At 33.6% G+C, this 19,218-nt stretch carries 12 protein-coding genes, 1 pseudogene and 1 other annotated feature; all 13 genes and pseudogenes read left to right on the top strand.

Features of this window, described 5'->3' with window-relative positions; translation table 11 throughout:
* Positions 1-15: 15 nt before the first annotated feature.
* The 13 genes and pseudogenes from QO263_RS16605 (at position 16) to QO263_RS16545 (ending at position 19,152) form a co-directional block, all read left to right on the top strand.
* A complete protein-coding gene (locus QO263_RS16605; RefSeq protein WP_285623868.1) occupies positions 16-987 on the top strand; it encodes an ABC transporter permease in 972 nt (323 codons plus the stop codon).
* Positions 974-2,443 carry an ABC transporter permease gene (locus tag QO263_RS16600; protein ID WP_285623866.1) on the top strand — a complete coding sequence of 490 codons (1,470 nt, stop codon included), beginning with the start codon at positions 974-976 and terminating at the stop codon, positions 2,441-2,443. The genes QO263_RS16605 and QO263_RS16600 overlap by 14 nt, the downstream gene beginning before the upstream one ends.
* 3 nt (positions 2,444-2,446) lie before the next feature.
* A pseudogene (locus QO263_RS16595) lies at positions 2,447-2,821 on the top strand (ATP-binding cassette domain-containing protein); the annotation flags it as partial.
* Positions 2,795-4,585 carry an ABC transporter ATP-binding protein gene (locus tag QO263_RS16590; protein WP_352169759.1) on the top strand — a complete coding sequence of 597 codons (1,791 nt, stop codon included), beginning with the start codon at positions 2,795-2,797 and terminating at the stop codon, positions 4,583-4,585. The pseudogene QO263_RS16595 and the gene QO263_RS16590, both read left to right, overlap by 27 nt.
* On the top strand, positions 4,578-5,687 hold the full coding sequence (locus QO263_RS16585) for an ABC transporter ATP-binding protein (RefSeq protein WP_285623864.1): 1,110 nt from the start codon (positions 4,578-4,580) through the stop codon (positions 5,685-5,687). The genes QO263_RS16590 and QO263_RS16585 overlap by 8 nt, the downstream gene beginning before the upstream one ends.
* Positions 5,688-5,748: 61 nt before the next feature.
* On the top strand, positions 5,749-6,147 hold the full coding sequence (locus QO263_RS16580; RefSeq protein ID WP_285623862.1) for a DUF3899 domain-containing protein: 399 nt from the start codon (positions 5,749-5,751) through the stop codon (positions 6,145-6,147).
* A 164-nt stretch (positions 6,148-6,311) separates the two neighbouring features.
* Positions 6,312-6,529: a binding site (T-box leader), on the top strand.
* A 220-nt stretch (positions 6,530-6,749) separates the two neighbouring features.
* Positions 6,750-9,857 carry an isoleucine--tRNA ligase gene (ileS, locus tag QO263_RS16575; RefSeq protein WP_285623860.1) on the top strand — a complete coding sequence of 1,036 codons (3,108 nt, stop codon included), beginning with the start codon at positions 6,750-6,752 and terminating at the stop codon, positions 9,855-9,857.
* A 380-nt stretch (positions 9,858-10,237) separates the two neighbouring features.
* Positions 10,238-11,827 (top strand): hypothetical protein, encoded by a 1,590-nt coding sequence (locus QO263_RS16570; RefSeq protein ID WP_285623858.1) that lies wholly within the window; start codon positions 10,238-10,240, stop codon positions 11,825-11,827.
* A gap of 331 nt (positions 11,828-12,158) precedes the next feature.
* Positions 12,159-13,793 carry a methyl-accepting chemotaxis protein gene (locus QO263_RS16565; protein ID WP_285623856.1) on the top strand — a complete coding sequence of 545 codons (1,635 nt, stop codon included), beginning with the start codon at positions 12,159-12,161 and terminating at the stop codon, positions 13,791-13,793.
* Positions 13,794-14,002: 209 nt separating this feature from the next.
* On the top strand, positions 14,003-14,839 hold the full coding sequence (locus QO263_RS16560) for an FAD binding domain-containing protein (RefSeq protein WP_285623853.1): 837 nt from the start codon (positions 14,003-14,005) through the stop codon (positions 14,837-14,839).
* Positions 14,840-14,854: 15 nt separating this feature from the next.
* A complete protein-coding gene (locus tag QO263_RS16555) occupies positions 14,855-15,316 on the top strand; it encodes a (2Fe-2S)-binding protein (RefSeq protein WP_285623850.1) in 462 nt (153 codons plus the stop codon).
* A gap of 32 nt (positions 15,317-15,348) precedes the next feature.
* On the top strand, positions 15,349-17,664 hold the full coding sequence (locus QO263_RS16550; RefSeq protein ID WP_285623847.1) for a xanthine dehydrogenase family protein molybdopterin-binding subunit: 2,316 nt from the start codon (positions 15,349-15,351) through the stop codon (positions 17,662-17,664).
* 237 nt (positions 17,665-17,901) lie between these two features.
* Positions 17,902-19,152, top strand: a complete 1,251-nt coding sequence (locus tag QO263_RS16545; protein ID WP_285623844.1) for a uracil-xanthine permease family protein — start codon at positions 17,902-17,904, stop codon at positions 19,150-19,152.
* Positions 19,153-19,218 lie beyond the last annotated feature (66 nt).

The raw sequence follows: 19,218 nt of genomic DNA, 5'->3' as shown, positions 1-19,218 counted from the left end.
GTTGGGAGAGAGAATATGGCTAAATATATATTGAAAAGATTAGGTCTAATGCTCATTACGTTTTTTATCATAATGACTATATGCTTTGTTTTAGTTCGTATGTTGCCCAATCAAATACCTCCAGGAATGGGTGACTTTGCAGCAGCTGTTAAAGCCATGCGTGAAGCCTGGGGATATAATAAACCTATACTTACACAGTATGGAATATTTTTGAGGAATATTTTTACTAAATGGGACTGGGGCTTTTGTACCACTATTGGACCATATTTGAAGCCTGTAACAGGTTATTTGGCAAATAAACTACCTGCTACTGTAGCAGTTAATACTTACACTATGCTTATTGGAGTGCCTTTTGGTATAGTATTTGGTATGTATGCAGCACTGAAGAAAAACAGATGGCAGGATCAGGTTATATCTGTAATAGTAATGCTATTTATTTCAGTACCTAATTATGTTTATGCTTTTATAGTACAATATTTTCTAGGCTTTAAACTAGGATGGTTTCCTATTGTAGTTAAATCAGGTACAGATTTCTTCAGCATGAAGATGTTATATACTATGGCTCTTCCTATAATGGCATTGTCATTTGGTATTATTGCAAGGTTTATGCGTTTTACAAGAGCTGAGCTTACTGAAACTCTAACAAGTGAATATATGCTCTTAGCTCGTGCAAAAGGCTTGACTATAGGACAAGCCACATTCAGACATGCCTTTCGTAACTCTCTAGTTCCTATATTGCCTATGATTATAGGTGAATTTATGGGAATATTAGGAGGATCAATGATTATTGAGAGTATATTTGCAATTCCTGGCATAGGCAATGTATATGTTCAATCAATTATTTTAAGAGATTATAGTGTATTTATGGCAATTAGTATGTTTTATCTAATTATAGGATTAGTAAGTGGTTTGTTGGTAGATTTAAGTTATGGAATAGTAGACCCACGTATTAGAATGGGAGGAGGAAAGACTAATGAAAGCAACTGATATTAAACATATGCCTTTAGAAAAATTTGTTTTAGTCCAACAAGATGAAACTATCCATGACCTAAAATTTGATACTAAACCAATTGGATATTTAAAGGATGCATGGCTTCGTTTTAGTAGAAATAGGGGCTCTGTTATTGCAGCTTGCATAATAGGTTTGCAGCTGTTATTCGCCATATTGGTTCCTATGTTTTCCAAATATGCTGTTGATTATAAAGATGGTTTTTATACTTATACTCTGCCCAAAAGCGAGTTTCTATCTAAATTTGGTATTATGAAAGGACATTCAAAATATACATACAACCAGCAAAGCTTTGATTACTACAATGCTATTCCTGGAGCTATAGTTAAGGTGCATAATACTTATGAAGGACCGGGGCCAAGGAATACTACTACTACTTATTATGATGTCACACTGGATTCATATATGAAAACTGGATATGTATATAAAAATCTAACACAGAAGGAATACGAAGATGTGTTAGCATATGAAAAAGAAACTGGAATACAGATATTGTATCCGCTAATTGATTTATCCAAAGTAGCTCCTGGCTTTGATACTGATCCTAACTATTGGTTTGCTCATACTTCTAAAGGTGCAGCTATTTATGATGAAAACGGTAATTATCAGAGCATTTATTTGGAGGACAAAAATAGCCCAGATGGATATGCATATTATACGATGAAAATGGGAGGAAACCAGTATAGGACTCGTGTTTTATACTATGAATATTACAAATATACCAATGGCTTTTATCCTTGTTTCTTATTTGGCAGTGATGGATTTGGACAGGACATTCTTGTTCGTCTTGCAAGTGGTGCAAGATTATCATTTATATTAGGAATAACTGTTTCTGCTATAAACATATTTCTTGGAACAATATATGGTGCTATTGAAGGCTATTATGGCGGAACCCTGGATTTGATGATGGAGCGTTTTGCTGAGATTATGGGCTCAATTCCTAGTATAGTGACTTTTGCATTGTTTCAAATGCATTTTGCAAGAAAACTTGGGCCAGTTATTTCCCTGTTGTTTGCATTTATACTAACGGGTTGGATTGGACCCGCATATCGGGTTAGATCACAGTTCTATCGATTTAAAGGGCAGGAATATGTATTAGCCGCTAGGACATTAGGGGCAAAAGATAGAAGGCTTATATTCCGCCATATTTTACCAAATGCTATAGGGACTATAATTACCTCTACAATATTGATTATCCCTGGTGTGATTTTCACAGAGTCAATCCTCTCATATTTGGGAATAGTGAATTTACAGACGTCAAAATTGACAAGTGTCGGCACATTGCTTTCTAACGGTCAAACTGCATTATCAACGTATCCCCATGCTATTTTCTTCCCGGCATTATATATATCATTGCTGATGATATCATTTAACTTATTTGGCAATGGACTACGTGATGCATTTAACCCATCACTAAGAGGTTCGGAGGGCTAAGATATGGAAAAAAAATTAGATATAAAAAACCTAAGAGTTTCATTTAGAACTAATGACGGTACAGTCAAAGCTGTTCGAGATATTGATTTAGATTTGTATAAGGGTGAAACTTTGGCCATAGTTGGAGAGTCAGGCTCTGGCAAATCCGTTACTGCTAAGGCTGTTCTTGGATTACTAGCTCCCAATAGTATTGTTGAAAGCGGAGAAATAATATATGATGGCAAGGATTTGTTAAAAATATCTGAGGATGAATTTCATGATTATCGTGGGAACAAGTTATCCATGATATTTCAAGATCCTATGTCGAGCTTAAACCCTATTATGAGAATTGGTAAACAGCTTACAGAGGCAATGCTTTTAAATGGGAAGTCAAATCAAAGATCTGCAAAAAAAGAGTATGATTTAAAAAGAACTCTTTTAAAAGAGAATCTGCAAAAAGCTGGAGTTGCCAATACTGAAGAAAAAATTGATATCTTCAATAAGATTATCAATGAAGGAATTAAATTAGAAAAAGCATATAATATTGCATATCAATACGCTTCTGATGCTTCCTATGAAATTAAGGATCTATTGATTGATATTTTAAAAGGAGATCCAAAGGAAATTCGTGAGCAGATTAAATATATTATACCTGAACTAAACAAAACCTATAATGATTATGTTGTAGCAAATAATAGTCAGCTTACTAAGAAAGTCGAAGCTTTGACAGAAGCTGCAAAAGCATACAATGATGTTAAAAACCAAGGTACTATTTCAAGTATTTTAAATGACATAGCAAAAATATTAGATGAAGCAACTTCTCTGCCAAAGCCAGATTTTTTAGCTATGGCATATTATATAACCTATAAAAAAGAAGCAAATATAAAAGATATAGATATAAATACTTTAAATAAAACTATGCAGGCTTTTTTTAATGAAAATTTCCTAAATGATTTTAAAAATATGATTGAAAAAGCAATAGAGTATTCATATATGAAGTCATTTGAAGCAAAAAAAGAAGCTATAAAAGCACTTGAAGCTAATATTTCAGTTTTTGAAAATGTTGATTGGGAAAAAGATACTTGCATAAATGCAGCAAAAAAAATGATCGATGCTGTTAACAATTCAATAGATAAATTATCTATTAGAAAAGAAAGTGCTTCATATACCTTTAGTACAAGTATTATGAGTGCTGTGAATAAATATTTTAACGGTATTGTATCAAATAAGAAGAATAACAACCGTTTTGATAAAGAAAATAAGAAAATTGAAAAACTTAGGGCGAAAGGTAAGGTCACACATAAAGTTACTCCTGCTGTTATAGTTGATTTAGAGCTTTTAAAATCAGATACTGTGAAACTAATCAAAAATCTAATTGATTTATATAAAAATCAAATTGACAATATTACAGATATAGACTTTCATATTCTATCTGAAGAAATGGTAGAACACTTAAAGCAGCAGGCTTTAGCAATGGTATATAGAGTAACACCAAACATGGCTAAAAATAGAGCTATTAAGCTAATGAAAGAAGTTGGGATACCGCAACCAAGGAAAAGATACAATCAATTTCCGTTTCAATTTTCAGGTGGTATGAGACAGCGTATAGTTATAGCAATAGCTTTAGCAGCTAACCCTGATATACTCATATGTGACGAGCCTACTACAGCTCTTGATGTTACGATTCAGGCTCAAATATTGGAATTGATTAATGAAATAAAGGCAGAAAGACAGCTTTCAGTTATATTTATAACTCACGATTTAGGTGTTGTTGCTAATATTGCAGATAGAATAGCAGTTATGTATGCAGGCAAAATTGTTGAAATAGGAACTGCAGACGAAGTATTCTATGAGCCAGCACATCCATATACATGGGCTCTTTTGGCATCTATGCCTGATTTGGATACAAAAGAAAAGTTAGATGCAATACCAGGTACTCCTCCTAATATGTTATTTCCACCTGTTGGAGATGCATTTGCGGCTAGAAATAAGTATGCCATGCAAATAGATTTTGAGGAGCAGCCACCATTGTTTAAAATAACACCTACTCACTATGCTGCTACTTGGCTGCTTCATCCAAGTGCACCAAAGGTAGAGCCACCTAAAATTGTTATAGACCGTATTGAAAGAATGAGGAATATGGGGGTGGCAGAGAATGCATAATGAAAAAGATGTACTTCTTAAGGTAGAAAATTTGAAACAGTATTTCCCACTGGGGAAAAAAGCAGTATTAAAGGCTGTAGATGATGTGAGCTTTTATATTAAGAAGGGCGAGGTGTTTGGCCTTGTTGGTGAGTCAGGCTGTGGAAAAACTACTACAGGACGGACTATAATAAAGCTTAACAACATCACTTCGGGCAATGTATATTTTAAGGACCAAAGAATTTGTGCTGGTGTAGGTTCCTATGAAGAGATTATAGAAGAAGCAAAAGCTAAAAAGAAAACTGCTGATGCACAAGAAAAAGAAAGACTTAATAAGCTTATAGCAGAGCAAATGGAATTGATAAAATTAGCAAAACGTGATAATGATAATTGTGATAAAATATATGCTGAAAAAGTTGGAATTAAAAATGAAAGAATAATCACTAAGATTCAGATGATATTCCAAGACCCGATTGCTTCCTTAAATCCTCGTATGACTGTTCGTGAAATTATTGCAGAGGGTTTGAGAATTAATGGAGTTAAGGATGAAAAATTTATTGATGACAAAGTCTATAAGATGCTTGACTTAGTTGGACTTGTTCCTGAGCATGCTGGACGTTATCCTCATGAATTTAGTGGGGGGCAGCGTCAAAGAATAGGTATTGCTCGTGCATTGACACTAGAACCAGAATTAGTCATTGCTGATGAGCCTATAAGTGCATTGGATGTTTCTGTTAAAGCTCAGATAATAAATTTACTTAATGACTTAAGGAATCAAATGGGTCTTACAATTTTATTTATTGCCCATGATTTATCTGTTGTTAAATATTTTTCTGATAGAATAGGTGTTATGTATTTTGGTAAGATTGTAGAATTGGCTTCTTCAAAGGATTTATTTGAGAATCCAATGCATCCTTACACAAAATCCTTATTATCAGCTATTCCTCTTCCAGATCCGCATTATGAAAGAAAGCGTAAAAGGATAACATATAATCCTTCATTAGAGCATGATTATTCAATTGATAAGCCTACCTTGAGGGATATTGGAGATGAGCACTATGTTTATTGCAATGAGGCTGAATATAATAAATATGTGAAACAATTAAATGCTAGCTCATATTAATTTAATTGTATCCATTTTAATTTTTAATGCGATGAACACTATGTATTTGGGAGAGTAGAAAATGAGCAATAGATATATAAAATATATTATTACTTTTACAGTAGGAATTATAATGGCATATGCTGTATTTTCCTATAAAAACATATTTGGCGCCTCTGATACATCCTATATTGTAAGGATATTAAGTGATGGCTTTCTTGTACCTGCCGTAATTATAGGAGGAATTGGTATCTTGCTTTTAGTAAGTAACGGAGGAATGTTTGATATTTTTATCTATAGCTCTAGATTAATTAGGGAAACATTCAAGCGAAAAGAAAATAGAGATACTAATTTTCCAAAAACTTATTTTGATTTTAAACAGCAGAGAGATAAGGAATATTCAATAGCACATTTTCTTGTTGCAGGTGGTGTGTTTTTACTATTATCCATAGTGTTTAATGTATTGTTTTATTATGTCTAGAATAAACGGCACAAAAAGCGTGAATGAAAATTCATGCTTTTTGTGTTCTTGAGCTTTTCCCATGACCTTATTGTTATTTTTCAAATATTTACACTTGACAATATTTGATAATATGGTATATTATTAAATATTACATTATAATATGTCATTAAACAATAAAATATATAAAAGCTATGACGAGGACAGTAATAAAAGGATTTAGTATACAGAGAGATAATCAGTGGTGAGAGATTATTGCGGAACCTTTTATGAAAATCACCTTTGAGCTTGATGCTTGAAATTAAGTAAAGCATTACGTGTATATGCGTTAAATTGTAATGAGTGATAGGAAGCTTATATTCCTATAATTTGGGTGGTAACACGGTAAATAATCGTCCCTAGGTTTTTTTGACCTAGGGATTTTTTTTTATGACCTAACCCGATTTTCTGAATGTTTTTATCAGAAAATCGATGGTAGGTCAAACGCAACGAGCTCCAAATTTATGTGAGCAACAGCGAACAAATAAATTTGTGTTGCGAGACTGCGGAAAGTTAAGGAAGACTAGTATTTAAATATTTTTAATCATATTGTATAAATTTTAACTTATTGAAAGGGTGAAATCATGCAAAAGTTTAAAGAACTCTCTAATCTATCAGTATCAGAAAATGAAAAGCAAATATCAGATTTTTGGGATGATATTGATATTTTAACTAAAACAGTAGAAGTCCGCAATGGCAGCAAACCTTTTGTATTTTTTGAAGGACCTCCTACAGCAAATGGTAGACCAGGTATTCACCATGTTATATCAAGAACATTAAAGGATTCAGTATGCAGATATAAGACTATGAAGGGTTTTCAAGTAAAAAGAAAAGCTGGCTGGGACACTCATGGACTTCCAGTTGAAATTGAAGTGGAAAAGCAATTAAAGCTTAAAGATAAGCATGACATCGAAAATTATGGACTTGCAGAATTTAATGAGAAGTGTAGAGAATCAGTATTCACCTATGAAAGCCTTTGGAGAGAAATGACTAAGAGAATGGCTTATGAAATAGACTTAGACAATGCATATATAACTTTAGATAATAATTATATCGAAAGCGTATGGTGGATATTAGACAGATTCTTCAAAGAAGGATTAATATATGAAGGACATAAGATATTGCCATACTGTTCAAGATGTGGTACAGGATTAGCTTCACATGAGGTAGCTCAAGGGTATGAAGAAATAAAGACTAATACAGTTATAGTCAAATTTAAGAGAAAGGATGCAGATGAATATTTTCTAGTTTGGACTACAACACCTTGGACATTAGCTTCAAACGTTGCTCTTACAGTAAGTCCAGATGCCACATATTTAAAAGTAAAATCAGATGGAACAGTATATTATGTTGAAAAAACTTTATCAAAGAGAGTATTTGGAGATCAAGAATTTGAAGTATTAGAAGAATTAAAGGGAAAAGACTTGGAATATATTGAATATGAACAGCTTATGCCATTTGTAAAGGCTGACAAAAAAGCTTTTTTTGTAACTGTAGCTGACTATGTAACTACAGAAGACGGTACAGGTATAGTTCATACTGCTCCTGCATTTGGAGAAGATGACTACAACACCGGAAAGAGATACAATCTTCCAGTATTACAGCCTGTAAATGAAGATGGAAAATATATCGACACACCATGGAAGGGCACGTTTGTAATGGATGCAGACATAGAAATAATTAAATGGCTCCATGGTGAAGGAAAGCTATTTAAAAAAGAAAAAATGGCACATAACTATCCACACTGCTGGAGATGTAAGACACCACTATTATATTATGCAAAGCCAAGCTGGTATATAGAAATGACTAAGCTTAAGGATCAGCTTATAGAGAACAATAACTCTGTAAAATGGTATCCTGATTATGTAGGAGAAAAGAGATTTGGAAACTGGCTTGAAAATCTTAATGACTGGGCTATTTCTAGAAGTAGATATTGGGGAACTCCACTAAACATTTGGAGATGTGAATGTGGCCATACACAAAGTATAGGTTCAAGGAAAGAATTAGTTGAGAAAGCTATAGAGCCTATAGACGAAAATATAGAGCTTCATAGACCACATGTAGATAATGTTCACATCAAATGCGAAAAATGTGGTGGAACTATGACAAGAGTAACAGACGTCATAGATTGTTGGTTTGATAGTGGTTCGATGCCTTTTGCACAACATCACTATCCATTTGAAAATAAAGAAAAATTCTTTGAAGAGCTATTTCCAGCAGACTTTATATGTGAAGGTATTGACCAGACAAGAGGTTGGTTCTATTCATTATTGGCTATATCTACATTTGTAACTGGAAAGTCACCTTACAAGAGAGTACTAGTGAATGACCTGATACTAGACAAGGAAGGAAAGAAAATGTCTAAGTCTAGGGGAAATACAGTAGATCCATTTGAGTTGTTCGATAAATACGGTGCAGATGCGTTAAGATGGTATCTTCTTTATGTATCTCCTGCATGGACACCTACTAAATTCGATGAAGATGGTCTTAAAGAAGTATTAAGCAAATTCTTTGGAACTATAAAGAATGTTTACAACTTCTTTACGCTATATGCAAATACTGACGAAATAGATCCAAAGGATTTTTATGTGGAAGTATCAGATAGACCTGAACTGGACAGATGGATTATTTCTAAATTTAACAGCCTGTTAAATGCAGTTGAAGAGGATTTAGTAGAATATGATTTGACAAAAGCAGTTAGAAAGATTCAAGATTTTGCAAACGAGGATTTATCTAACTGGTATATAAGACGTTCTAGAAGACGTTTCTGGGAAACGGAATTAACTGAAGATAAGAAAGCTGTTTATAATACGACCTATGAAATATTAGTTGGAATATCTCAAATGATAGCTCCATTTGCTCCATATCTATCAGAAGAAATCTATAAAAATCTTACAGGAGAATTTTCAGTTCATCTAAGTGATTATCCTGTAGTAAGGAAAGAATATATTGACAAGAAAATAGAGCATAAAATGGACCTTGTAAGAGACTTAGTAGGACTTGGCAGAGCGGCTAGAGAGTCTGTAAAGATAAAAGTTCGTCAGCCAATCCAAAAAGTTTTAATTGATGGAAAGCATGAAGAGGAGATTTCAGATTTAGTGCCATTGATACAAGAGGAGCTTAATGTCAAGGAAGTAGAATTTGCAAAAAATTTGAATGAATATATGAATTTCAGCTTAAAGCCAAACTTTAGAGTAGCAGGCCCTGTATTAGGTCCAAAGATTAAAGATTTTGGCAAAGTGCTTTCAGAGCTAGACGGTTCAGTTGCTGCTCCTAAAATAGAAAGTGGAGAAAATGTAGTTGTAAACCTTGGCGGCGAAGATTTTGAAGTTACAAGGGAGTTTGTAACAGTTACAATAACTGCAAAAGAAGGCTTTACAGTTGCAATGGAAGATAACCACTTTGTAATTCTAGATACTACACTAACAGATGATCTGATCAATGAAGGCTTTGCAAGAGAGCTTATATCAAAGGTGCAACAGATGAGAAAAAATAATGGCTATGAAATGATGGATAACATTAAAATATTTTATGAGACTGATGATGAAATAGCTAAGGCAGTCAAAGTTCATGAAGATTATATTAAAAAGGAAACATTAGCTTTGAGTATAGAAAGAGCTCAAGACAATAGCTTTGAAAAGCACAGCCTAAATGATCATGAAACTGGCTTAAAGCTTGAAAAAGTTCAATAGCAATTAGTTAAAAAGAACGCTGTATTCCAAATTTTGGAATACGGTGTTTTTTGATAAAGCTAAAGAGATAAATTTTTCATAATTACGAAGTTTACTCGCTTGAAAAAAGCAAGTATAAATACAAGTGTTACAAGTTTTTAATATCTTCTTTGACAAGATTCAGCGACTATCGACATGCTATTTATGCTATAGTATCAATAACATTACAGCTGAAACACAATATTACAAAATTTTGCATACTTTCATCTCTGACATTCATATCTGATGACATTTCATTATAGACTATATTTAATTACAATATAGAATATATTTTCATTACAATCTTTTGGTAATCGTTAAAGCCTAAATATATAAAACTATTAAAGGGGACGATTATAGTAATGAAAAAGTACTTGAAAGTCGTATCTTTTATACTCGCTACAATACTATTTCTTTGCCTTCTATCAGCCTGTTCTAAAGATATTCCAGCTAACCTAGATTTTACATTACAGAAATTTAAAAGCAATGATGTATGTATAAGAAACTTTGATATGTACTATGGAGAATCGGACAAAGTAGGGATCGGATTTTTAGAAAAGCTGTATGATGAGAAAAACAACAAAGAAATCATAAAAAAAGTTTTCTCTGATATAAAATATATTGAGAAAAAAGTTGGAATACTTATTGAAGAAAAAGTTAATGTATATGTTTTAGACACTCTATTAGATACCGGTTTCTATGTTGGAGGAAAAAATGTATATACTACCATAGAAGAAATAGAAAATGATATGTATAGAGAAGCTTTAATTAGAGCTTGCTACAATCTAACAGAGCCTTGGATAATACATGGATTAAGTGATTATGTATTTGGAGAGAAAAAAGATAACGCTTACCTTACAGATTATTATAAGAGCACAGATGACATGAGTATATTAGGTTTATTTGGTGGACGATTTTATGAAGAATGGAACACAGAAGATGAAATAAAGATAGCTAAGGATACTGCAAGTTCTTTAGTCAAATATCTTATTGAGAACAATAGTGTAGAAGAACTCATAAGTCAAAATGTTGACATAGATTTTAAAAGAGATTGGCTTAAATCAATTGGAGTGGACAGGGAGTACGAGAATAGGTATGAGGGAGAATTTAAAAACCTTAGATACTCTAAGTCTAGAGACTATTCTATGATTATACAGTCAGATACAGCAGAATATAACATGATTCCTATTGAAGATGCCTCAACTGGGGCAGAAATCGAGAAATTCATATATAAAGATCAACAGGGTAGAAGCTATATATTAAAATACTTGAAGGAGAATGCACCTGAAAATTTTAGTTATGTGAGAAAAAACGAAAAACCTTCTTATTATTTTTTAAGTGATCCTATGTTGAAAAATATTCGTTCATATGCATTGGAAAATGGTTATATAAGCTTAGGGAACAAGGCTATTGATCATCTACATGAATACAGTCATATATTAATATGGCCGCTATACAACAGTTTCCATTGGCAGCACGAAGGTATAGCCGAATATTTAAGTATGGTTGTTTGTCCTGAAAATTATTTTATAGAAATTAGTTTTGATGAAGAACTAGTATCAAAAGATCTTACTGAATTTCCAGAGTACTATCTATTAGCTTTGGAATATTATATAAACCATGATGGAAGCATAAAAATAGATAATATTGATAGAAGACTTTGGAGTGATGGACTAGCTTATGCAACACTTAATAGTGAAGGAAATTGGGTTAGAGGATATATGCCAATATATGAATTCTATAAGCATATTGGAGGAGTAAAAAAGTATGAAGGAAATGAGTTGAGCTATATCCAAGCTGCATCCTTTACTGCATATTTAATTGACAACTACTCTCTAGATATATTTCTAGAATTTTGTAAAAATGGTTCTGGTGCAGATGGTTTCAAACGTATATTCGGAGTTGCCTATAGCGAAGTTAAAGAAAACTGGCTTGAATACTTAAATAGATAAAAAAAGATGTAAACAATATTTTACTAAAGCCAAATAAATATTTAAAACTCAAGAAAATGCTGGTTCCTATAATTTAAGGATTCAGCATTTTTTTATTAAATAGATACAAGGATTTGTCGAATTATCAAAATTCATTTGTATAACTATAACAAAGGTAATTTTAAAAAAATATAGAATTTTTATTCAAGACAGAATTGTATGAAATATGCAAGATGCTGCTGGAATCCTATATATCATAAAGGATATGCATGATATAATTTTAGCATGCAGAATAAATAGAGATATTTATAATAAATCATGCATGTTATTAATTATAAGGGGGATTAGTCAAATGTTTAAACAGGGAAAAGGTTTCTACTTAGCTTTACTGTCGAATTTAGCTTTAAATGTGTTAGCAGTTATTTATATGAACAATAACAATTTAAGCTCTTTGGTAAAAGTTGTTGTATCATCCATGATTATGCTAATAATTTGGGGTATATATATGATATACAATCGCAATAATTCTACCTTAGTAAAAGAGATAACAAGAATCCTAGAAGAATACTCCAAGGGCAACTTCCTTATAGAATTTAAAGGAGATATGAAGTCCCTTAAGCAACAAGAAATAAAAGAAACAATAAGTGCTTTAAGAACTCAGATGCAAAACTGGCTTTATAATGTTTTATATTCTAGAGTTAAGATAGATGATTATGCTGAAATATTGCATAAGAATACTAGTGCAACCTTAGAAAGTATAAATGAAATTTCACAGGCTATAAATGCTATAAACTTCAGCTCGGCTAAGGCTGCTGAGGACACAACGGAAAACGCTGCCATAGCTGAAGAGCTACTTGGCTCAAATACAGAAATTACAGAGAATGCTGTAAAATTCAGTGCAGTTACCTACGAATCAGCTGATAGAATTATGAAGGATAGCAGCGAAATAGAAAAGACATTAGAAGATGTTGCAGAAATTGAAAGCATAATGTCTAAGGCATCCAAAGAAATAGACAAGCTTAAAATACATTTAAGCTCAATTTACAAAATGAGCGATGCAATTTCTGAGATAGCTAATCAAACAAATCTGCTATCTTTAAATGCATCTATAGAAGCTGCTAGAGCTGGCGAAGCTGGGAAAGGCTTTTCCGTAGTAGCAGAAGAAATAAAAAAGCTAGCTGAGGAAAGCGAAAGAACAACTACTGAAATAAAGGAAAATGTTTCTCTAATAGATCTAAGCATAGGTAGAGTTGTTGAAGAAATAAAACAAGGGGCTGATAAATCCATAGAAATTAGAGAAAAGAGTAACAATGCTACTAAGAGTTTAAATGAAATAACCTATAAAATTAATGAAATGGCAGGTTTTATAAATGATATTAGTAAAAATATAGACCAGCAAAATAAAGCAACAGAGTCCTTAGCAAAAAATGTGGAAAATGCAGCAGGCTTTATAGGGGATTTAAATAAAACTATTAAAGATATAGATAGCAATATTTCCACGCAGGTTCAGATGGAAAAAGAAAGTCTTGATACATCTAACAGTATCACTGAAATAGCCATTAAGTTTAGTGAATTTACGAAGACCTTTGAGGAAGAAATAGATAAACAACTAATAGCAGCTTGTGAGAAGATAGCGGAGCTTGAAGCAAAAGGGCTTATAAATAACACCTTCCTTCAAGAACTATCTAAAAAAACAGGTATATCTGAGTTTTATATCACTGATTCTCAGGGAGTAACTGAGTATTGTAACAATCTTAGTGGAATAGGCTTTATAATTAGTAATGATCCAACTACTCAAGCTTATGATTTTTATAGAATATTATTAGAACCGAATTTGAAGGTATGTCAAGAAATGAAAATAAGAGATATAGATGGTAAGTATTTCAAGTTTGCTGGAGTTTCAAAAAAAGGCAAAAAAGGGATTGTTCAAGTAGGCTTGCACATTGATGATTTACTTGATTTTAGAGGACAATATGCTATAGATTAATGGTATAAAGCGTTATCCGTTTAAATGTATAGCGATTATTACTAAAAGAATTATGCAAAACATTGTCGATTTATATAAATTTGATAATAGCATTAGTGCTATACTTAGGAGTGAAGTAATAAAACGTTTTCATAGAGGCGTTGCCTTTGTTTTATATACTAGGCAGGTCTTAAATAATTTTTTTCTATTAAATCTGGAGGTGAAATTCTATGAAGTCATTTGAATATTTTAAACCACAATCTTTAAAAGAAGCTAGTGAGCTACTTATAAAACATGGAGAGAACTCTCACATACTTAATGGTGGTACAGACTTAGTTGTAAGAATGAGAGAGAACTTGACTACACCTGATGTAATAGTAGATATTAAAGGGATAAAGGAACTTCACAAAATAAGCTATGATGAAAAAGAAGGACTTTTTGTTGGCGCTTGTGTAAAACTAAGTGACATGGCACATAATAGAGCAGTTGTTGAGAATTATAGTTTTTTAGCAGATGCAGCTGAAACTGTAGGCTCAGGTCAAGTCAGAAATCTTGCTACTATGGCTGGAAACAACTGTAATGCATCACCGCTTGCTGATACATCAACTCCGATTCTAGCATTAGACGCTGTGGTATGTATTTATGGACTTAATAGTGAAAGAGAAGTATCTATCCACGATTTCTTTAAAGGTGTTAGGAAAACTTGTTTAAGTCATGGTGAAATTGTAACTGGAATAAAAATACCAGCGTATAAAGACTTAAAAGGAGTATTTATTAAAAACTCAAGAAGAAAAGAAGTAGACTTGTCTACTGTTTGTACAACTGTAGCAAAAGTAGGAAACGAAATAAGAATAGCTATGGGAGCAGTAGCACCAACTCCAATAAGAGCTAAAGAAGCAGAAAAGCTTGCTAATGGGGCAGAACTTACAGATGAAATGATAAATAAAATTGCTGACACAGCAGCTTCAGAAGCTAAACCTATAGATGATGTTAGAGCATCTAGAGAATATAGAATAGAAATGGTTAGAGTAATGGTTCGCAGAAGTCTTGAGCAACTAAGAGACTAATAGGAGGTGGAGGTTATGAAATATAAAATCAGTTTTACTTTAAATAATGAAAAAGTTGAACATGAAGTTGAATCACACAAAACCCTTCTTAGAATGTTAAGAGAAGACTTTGACCTTACTGGAGCTAAGGAAGGTTGCGGTCAGGGAGAATGTGGGGCATGTACTGTGCTATTAGACGGTAAACCAGTAAACTCTTGCCTAGTGTTAGCAGTAGATGCCGATGGTAGAGATGTATTAACTATAGAAGGACTATCAAATGGAACAGAATTAGATAAACTTCAAGCTTCATTCATAACACATGGTGCCTTACAATGTGGATATTGTACTCCTGGTATGATAATGGCAGCAAAGGGATTATTAAACGAAAATCCTCATCCAACAGAAGAGGAAATTAAAGAAGCTATTAGTGGAAATCTTTGCAGATGTACAGGATATAAAAAGATTATTGAAGCAATAATGGATGTAGCGGAAAAATAGAGAGTATTTAAGCCGAAGGGAGGTCAAGTATTATGAAATATATAGGTCAAAGAGTAAATAGAGTGGACGGTATTAAGAAAGTAACTGGAGATTTAAAATACGTTGATGATATAAAAATGCCAGGAATGCTTTATGCGGCAGTTAAAAGAAGTCCGTATCCTCATGCTAAAATATTGAGCATAGATATAAGCAAGGCAGAAAAATTACCTGGAGTAAAAGCAGTAACTATTGGGCAGGACTTTCCAAAGAGAGTAGGACTTTATCTAGCTGACAAGACATTCCTTGCTGTAGATAAAGTGAGATATAGAGGAGAAGCAGTAGCAGCGGTAGCGGCTGAAACAGTAGAAATAGCAGCGGAAGCCGTAAAGCTAATAGAAGTAGAATATGAAGAACTAGAACCAGTAACAGATGCAATAGAAGCTATGAAACCAGGTGCACCACTTGTGCATCCTGAGCTTGGAGATTACACACATGCTCCAATATTCCATACAGTACCAGGAACAAATATAAGTGAACATTTTAAATTAAGAAAAGGTAATGCAGAAGAAGCATTTAAGCAAGCGGATTATGTGTTAGAATCAAGTTTTTATGTTCCACACATTCAACACTGTCCAATTGAAAACCATGTAGCCATAGCTAAATATGATAGAGATGGTAGTTTAACAGTATGGGCTAGCTGTCAATCACCTTATGCAGTTAGAGGAGCTTTATCAGCTGCATTTGGAATACCACTAAATAAGCTAAGAGTAATATCACCAGCAGTAGGTGGAGGATTTGGAGCAAAAGCAGGTACAACACTAGAAGGTATAGTAATACCACTATCAATGAAAACAGGAAGACCTGTTAAATTAACTTATTCAAGAGAAGATGAGTTCTGTAACTCATACGTTAGACAGGCAATGCATTCTAAATTCAAAACTGGTGTAACAAAAGATGGGAAAATAGTAGCAGAAGAAATTGAATTCGTTTGGGATGGCGGTGCTTTTACAGAATACGGAGTTAATATAACTAAGTCAGCAGGATTTGCAATGGCAGGTCCATATGAAGTACCAAACATTCATGGTGACTCGTATTGCGTATATACAAATCATCCTGTAGGAGGACCATACAGAGGATTTGGTATGGCAGAAATACACTTCTGTATAGAGCAAAACATGGATACAGTTGCAAACGCAATAGGAATGGATCCAATAGAATTTAGAAAATTAAATGCACACAAACCAGGTGGAAAAACAGCAACAAGTGCACCTGTTTATGATAATTGTGGCTTAGTGGAATGTATAGACAGAGTTGCAAAGGATATAGACTACTATACTCCATCTGAACAGCCAAGTGATTCTAAGAAGATTAGGGCTAAAGGAATAGCATGTGGAATGAAGGCACCATCAATGCCTAACGACGTAGCATCATCCGCTGTTATAAGACTAAACGAAGACGGCACAGCATATTTACAAGTAAGTGCACAAGATATAGGCCAAGGGTCAGATACTGCATTGACTCAAATTGCAGCAGAGATGTTATCAATTCCACCTGAGAAAATCACTATTAATACAGGAGATACTGCTAATCAACCATATGAGTGGCAGACAGTTGCTAGTAGAATTACATTCTGTGCAGGTAATGCAATAGTAAAAGCAGCTGAAGATGTGAAAAGACAACTAATTGAGCTAGCAAGTATTAAGCTATCAACATATCCGAGAGACTTGAAACTAGAAGATGGACATGTAGTATCAACTCAATATCCAGACAAGAAGGTCTCATATGCCGAATTAGCATTAGGATTAACAATGCCAGATGGTTCAGGAGTTCATGGACCAATAATAGGAAGAGGCTCATTTATACCAGAAAATGTGAAAAATTTTGATCTAGAAACCGGTCAAGGAGATAAACCAGTAGCCTTTTGGACATATGGAGCAAATGCTGCAGAGATAGAAGTAGACACAGAAACAGGACACATAAAAGTATTAAAGGTATCAGCTTGCTGGGATGTAGGAAAAGTAATCAACCCTACATTAATAGAAGGACAAGTAGAAGGAGCAATAGTACAAGGATTAGGTTCAGCATTATTTGAAGAAATTAAACTAGACAAAGGTAAATTCTTAAATCAATCATTTATGGATTATAAGATACCAGCAGTAGGAGATATGCCCGAAATGATGGTAAGCTTTGTAGAAAATGAACAACATGATGGGCCATTTGGGGCAAGAGGAATGGCAGAGCCAGCAATGATACCATCAGCACCAGCAATAGCTAATGCATTATATAACGCAATAGGGGTAAGAATGCACCAAATACCATTAACACCAGAGAGAGTATTAAAAGCGATTAAAGAAAAAACAAATAAATAAAGCTGATAAAACTAGTTAATATAAATACAGGACAAAAATACTAATGAAAAATGCATGTACTTACTTTTAACCATAAATAGCAAGGTGAGTACATGCAAACGCTTGTCTTATAACATATTCTATATTCTTTTAGTTCTAAATGTACTTACCAAGCTGTTATGCAGCTAGCAGCTTGGTAATGCATATAAACTGAACAGAGTAATCTGTCAGAAATTAAAAAAAGGGGGAATTTAAAAGATGGAAAACGTTAAACAACAGGAACCTATTAGAAATGCCTTGGAACAGCTTGGAGTAGGCAGGACAGTTCTTTTAGGGGCACAGCACGCATTTACAATGTTTGGTGCTACCGTGCTAGTTCCAATATTAACCGGACTTGACGTATCAGTATCTCTGTTTATGGCTGGTGTATGTACTCTAATTGGTCACTTAATTATGAAAAACAGAATTCCAGTATTTCTTGGTTCTTCATTTGCTTTCATTGCACCTATAGGAGCAGCAGTTGCGCTAGCGAATGCAAATGGTATTGAGAATGGACTTCCCTATGCAGCAGGTGGTATAGTTGTAGCAGGTTTGATTTACGCAATAGTTGCATTACTTATTTATTTCTTTGGTTCTGAGAAGATAGTTAGCTTCTTCCCACCAATAGTAACTGGACCTATAATCATGGTTATAGGACTTAAATTAGCACCTAATGCTATAAGCATGGCTTCTGAAAATTGGTTCTTAGCAATAGTTGCATTTATAGTAGTTGTTGCGGTAAACGTTTTTGCAAAAGGCTTCCTACAAATTATTCCTGTAGTCACAGGACTTATAGCTGGCTATGTAGTAGCAATAATTACAAAAAATGTTGATTTTGCACCTATTGTACAGGCACAATGGCTTGGATTACCTAATTTTACAATAGCTAAATTTGACTTTCAATACATCATGGTAATTGCACCAGTAGCTCTTGCTACAATCGTTGAGCATATTGGAGACATAATAGCTATAGGAGCTACAGTTGATGATGACTTCACAAAGGACCCAGGTCTTCATAGAACAATGTTAGCTGATGGTTTAATGACTTCTTTATCTGCATTTGTTGGTGGACCAGCAAACACAACTTATTCAGAGAACACAGGAGTTTTAGCATTGACTAGAGTATGGGATCCATTAGTAATGAAGATAGCTGCTGTATTTGCTATTATATTAGGAGGAGTTCCTAAAATAGCTGCTGTAATCGCTTCAATACCACAAGCAGTAATTGGTGGTATATCAATAGTACTATTTGGTATGATAGCTTCTATTGGACTTAGAACAGTAGTTGAGCATCAGGTTGACTTTACAAAATCAAGAAACCTAATAATAGCTGCAACTATATTAGTATTAGGTCTTGGTGGAGCAGTAGTACCTCTTAACATTGGCTCAGTACACTTCTCTATAGAAGGAATGGCTTTAGCAGCAATAGTAGGAATCATAATGAACAAAATTTTACCACAAGATAGATAATCAAGGAATCATAAAATATAACTAGGAAAATCCCTATGCTAATTGAAAGTTAGCATAGGGATTTTG

Origin of the sequence: Proteiniborus sp. MB09-C3 (assembly GCF_030263895.1) — a bacterium.
Taxonomy (GTDB): Bacteria; Bacillota; Clostridia; order Tissierellales; family Proteiniboraceae; genus Proteiniborus.
This window is presented reverse-complemented; position numbering and strand designations above follow the sequence as displayed.

Coding starts and splice junctions, on each gene's coding strand:
- QO263_RS16605 (WP_285623868.1), top strand. CDS start 16: ATGGCTAAATATATATTGAAAAGATTAGGTCTAATGCTCATTACGTTT.
- QO263_RS16600 (WP_285623866.1), top strand. CDS start 974: ATGAAAGCAACTGATATTAAACATATGCCTTTAGAAAAATTTGTTTTA.
- QO263_RS16590 (WP_352169759.1), top strand. CDS start 2,795: ATGCTTTTAAATGGGAAGTCAAATCAAAGATCTGCAAAAAAAGAGTAT.
- QO263_RS16585 (WP_285623864.1), top strand. CDS start 4,578: ATGCATAATGAAAAAGATGTACTTCTTAAGGTAGAAAATTTGAAACAG.
- QO263_RS16580 (WP_285623862.1), top strand. CDS start 5,749: ATGAGCAATAGATATATAAAATATATTATTACTTTTACAGTAGGAATT.
- ileS (WP_285623860.1), top strand. CDS start 6,750: ATGCAAAAGTTTAAAGAACTCTCTAATCTATCAGTATCAGAAAATGAA.
- QO263_RS16570 (WP_285623858.1), top strand. CDS start 10,238: ATGAAAAAGTACTTGAAAGTCGTATCTTTTATACTCGCTACAATACTA.
- QO263_RS16565 (WP_285623856.1), top strand. CDS start 12,159: ATGTTTAAACAGGGAAAAGGTTTCTACTTAGCTTTACTGTCGAATTTA.
- QO263_RS16560 (WP_285623853.1), top strand. CDS start 14,003: ATGAAGTCATTTGAATATTTTAAACCACAATCTTTAAAAGAAGCTAGT.
- QO263_RS16555 (WP_285623850.1), top strand. CDS start 14,855: ATGAAATATAAAATCAGTTTTACTTTAAATAATGAAAAAGTTGAACAT.
- QO263_RS16550 (WP_285623847.1), top strand. CDS start 15,349: ATGAAATATATAGGTCAAAGAGTAAATAGAGTGGACGGTATTAAGAAA.
- QO263_RS16545 (WP_285623844.1), top strand. CDS start 17,902: ATGGAAAACGTTAAACAACAGGAACCTATTAGAAATGCCTTGGAACAG.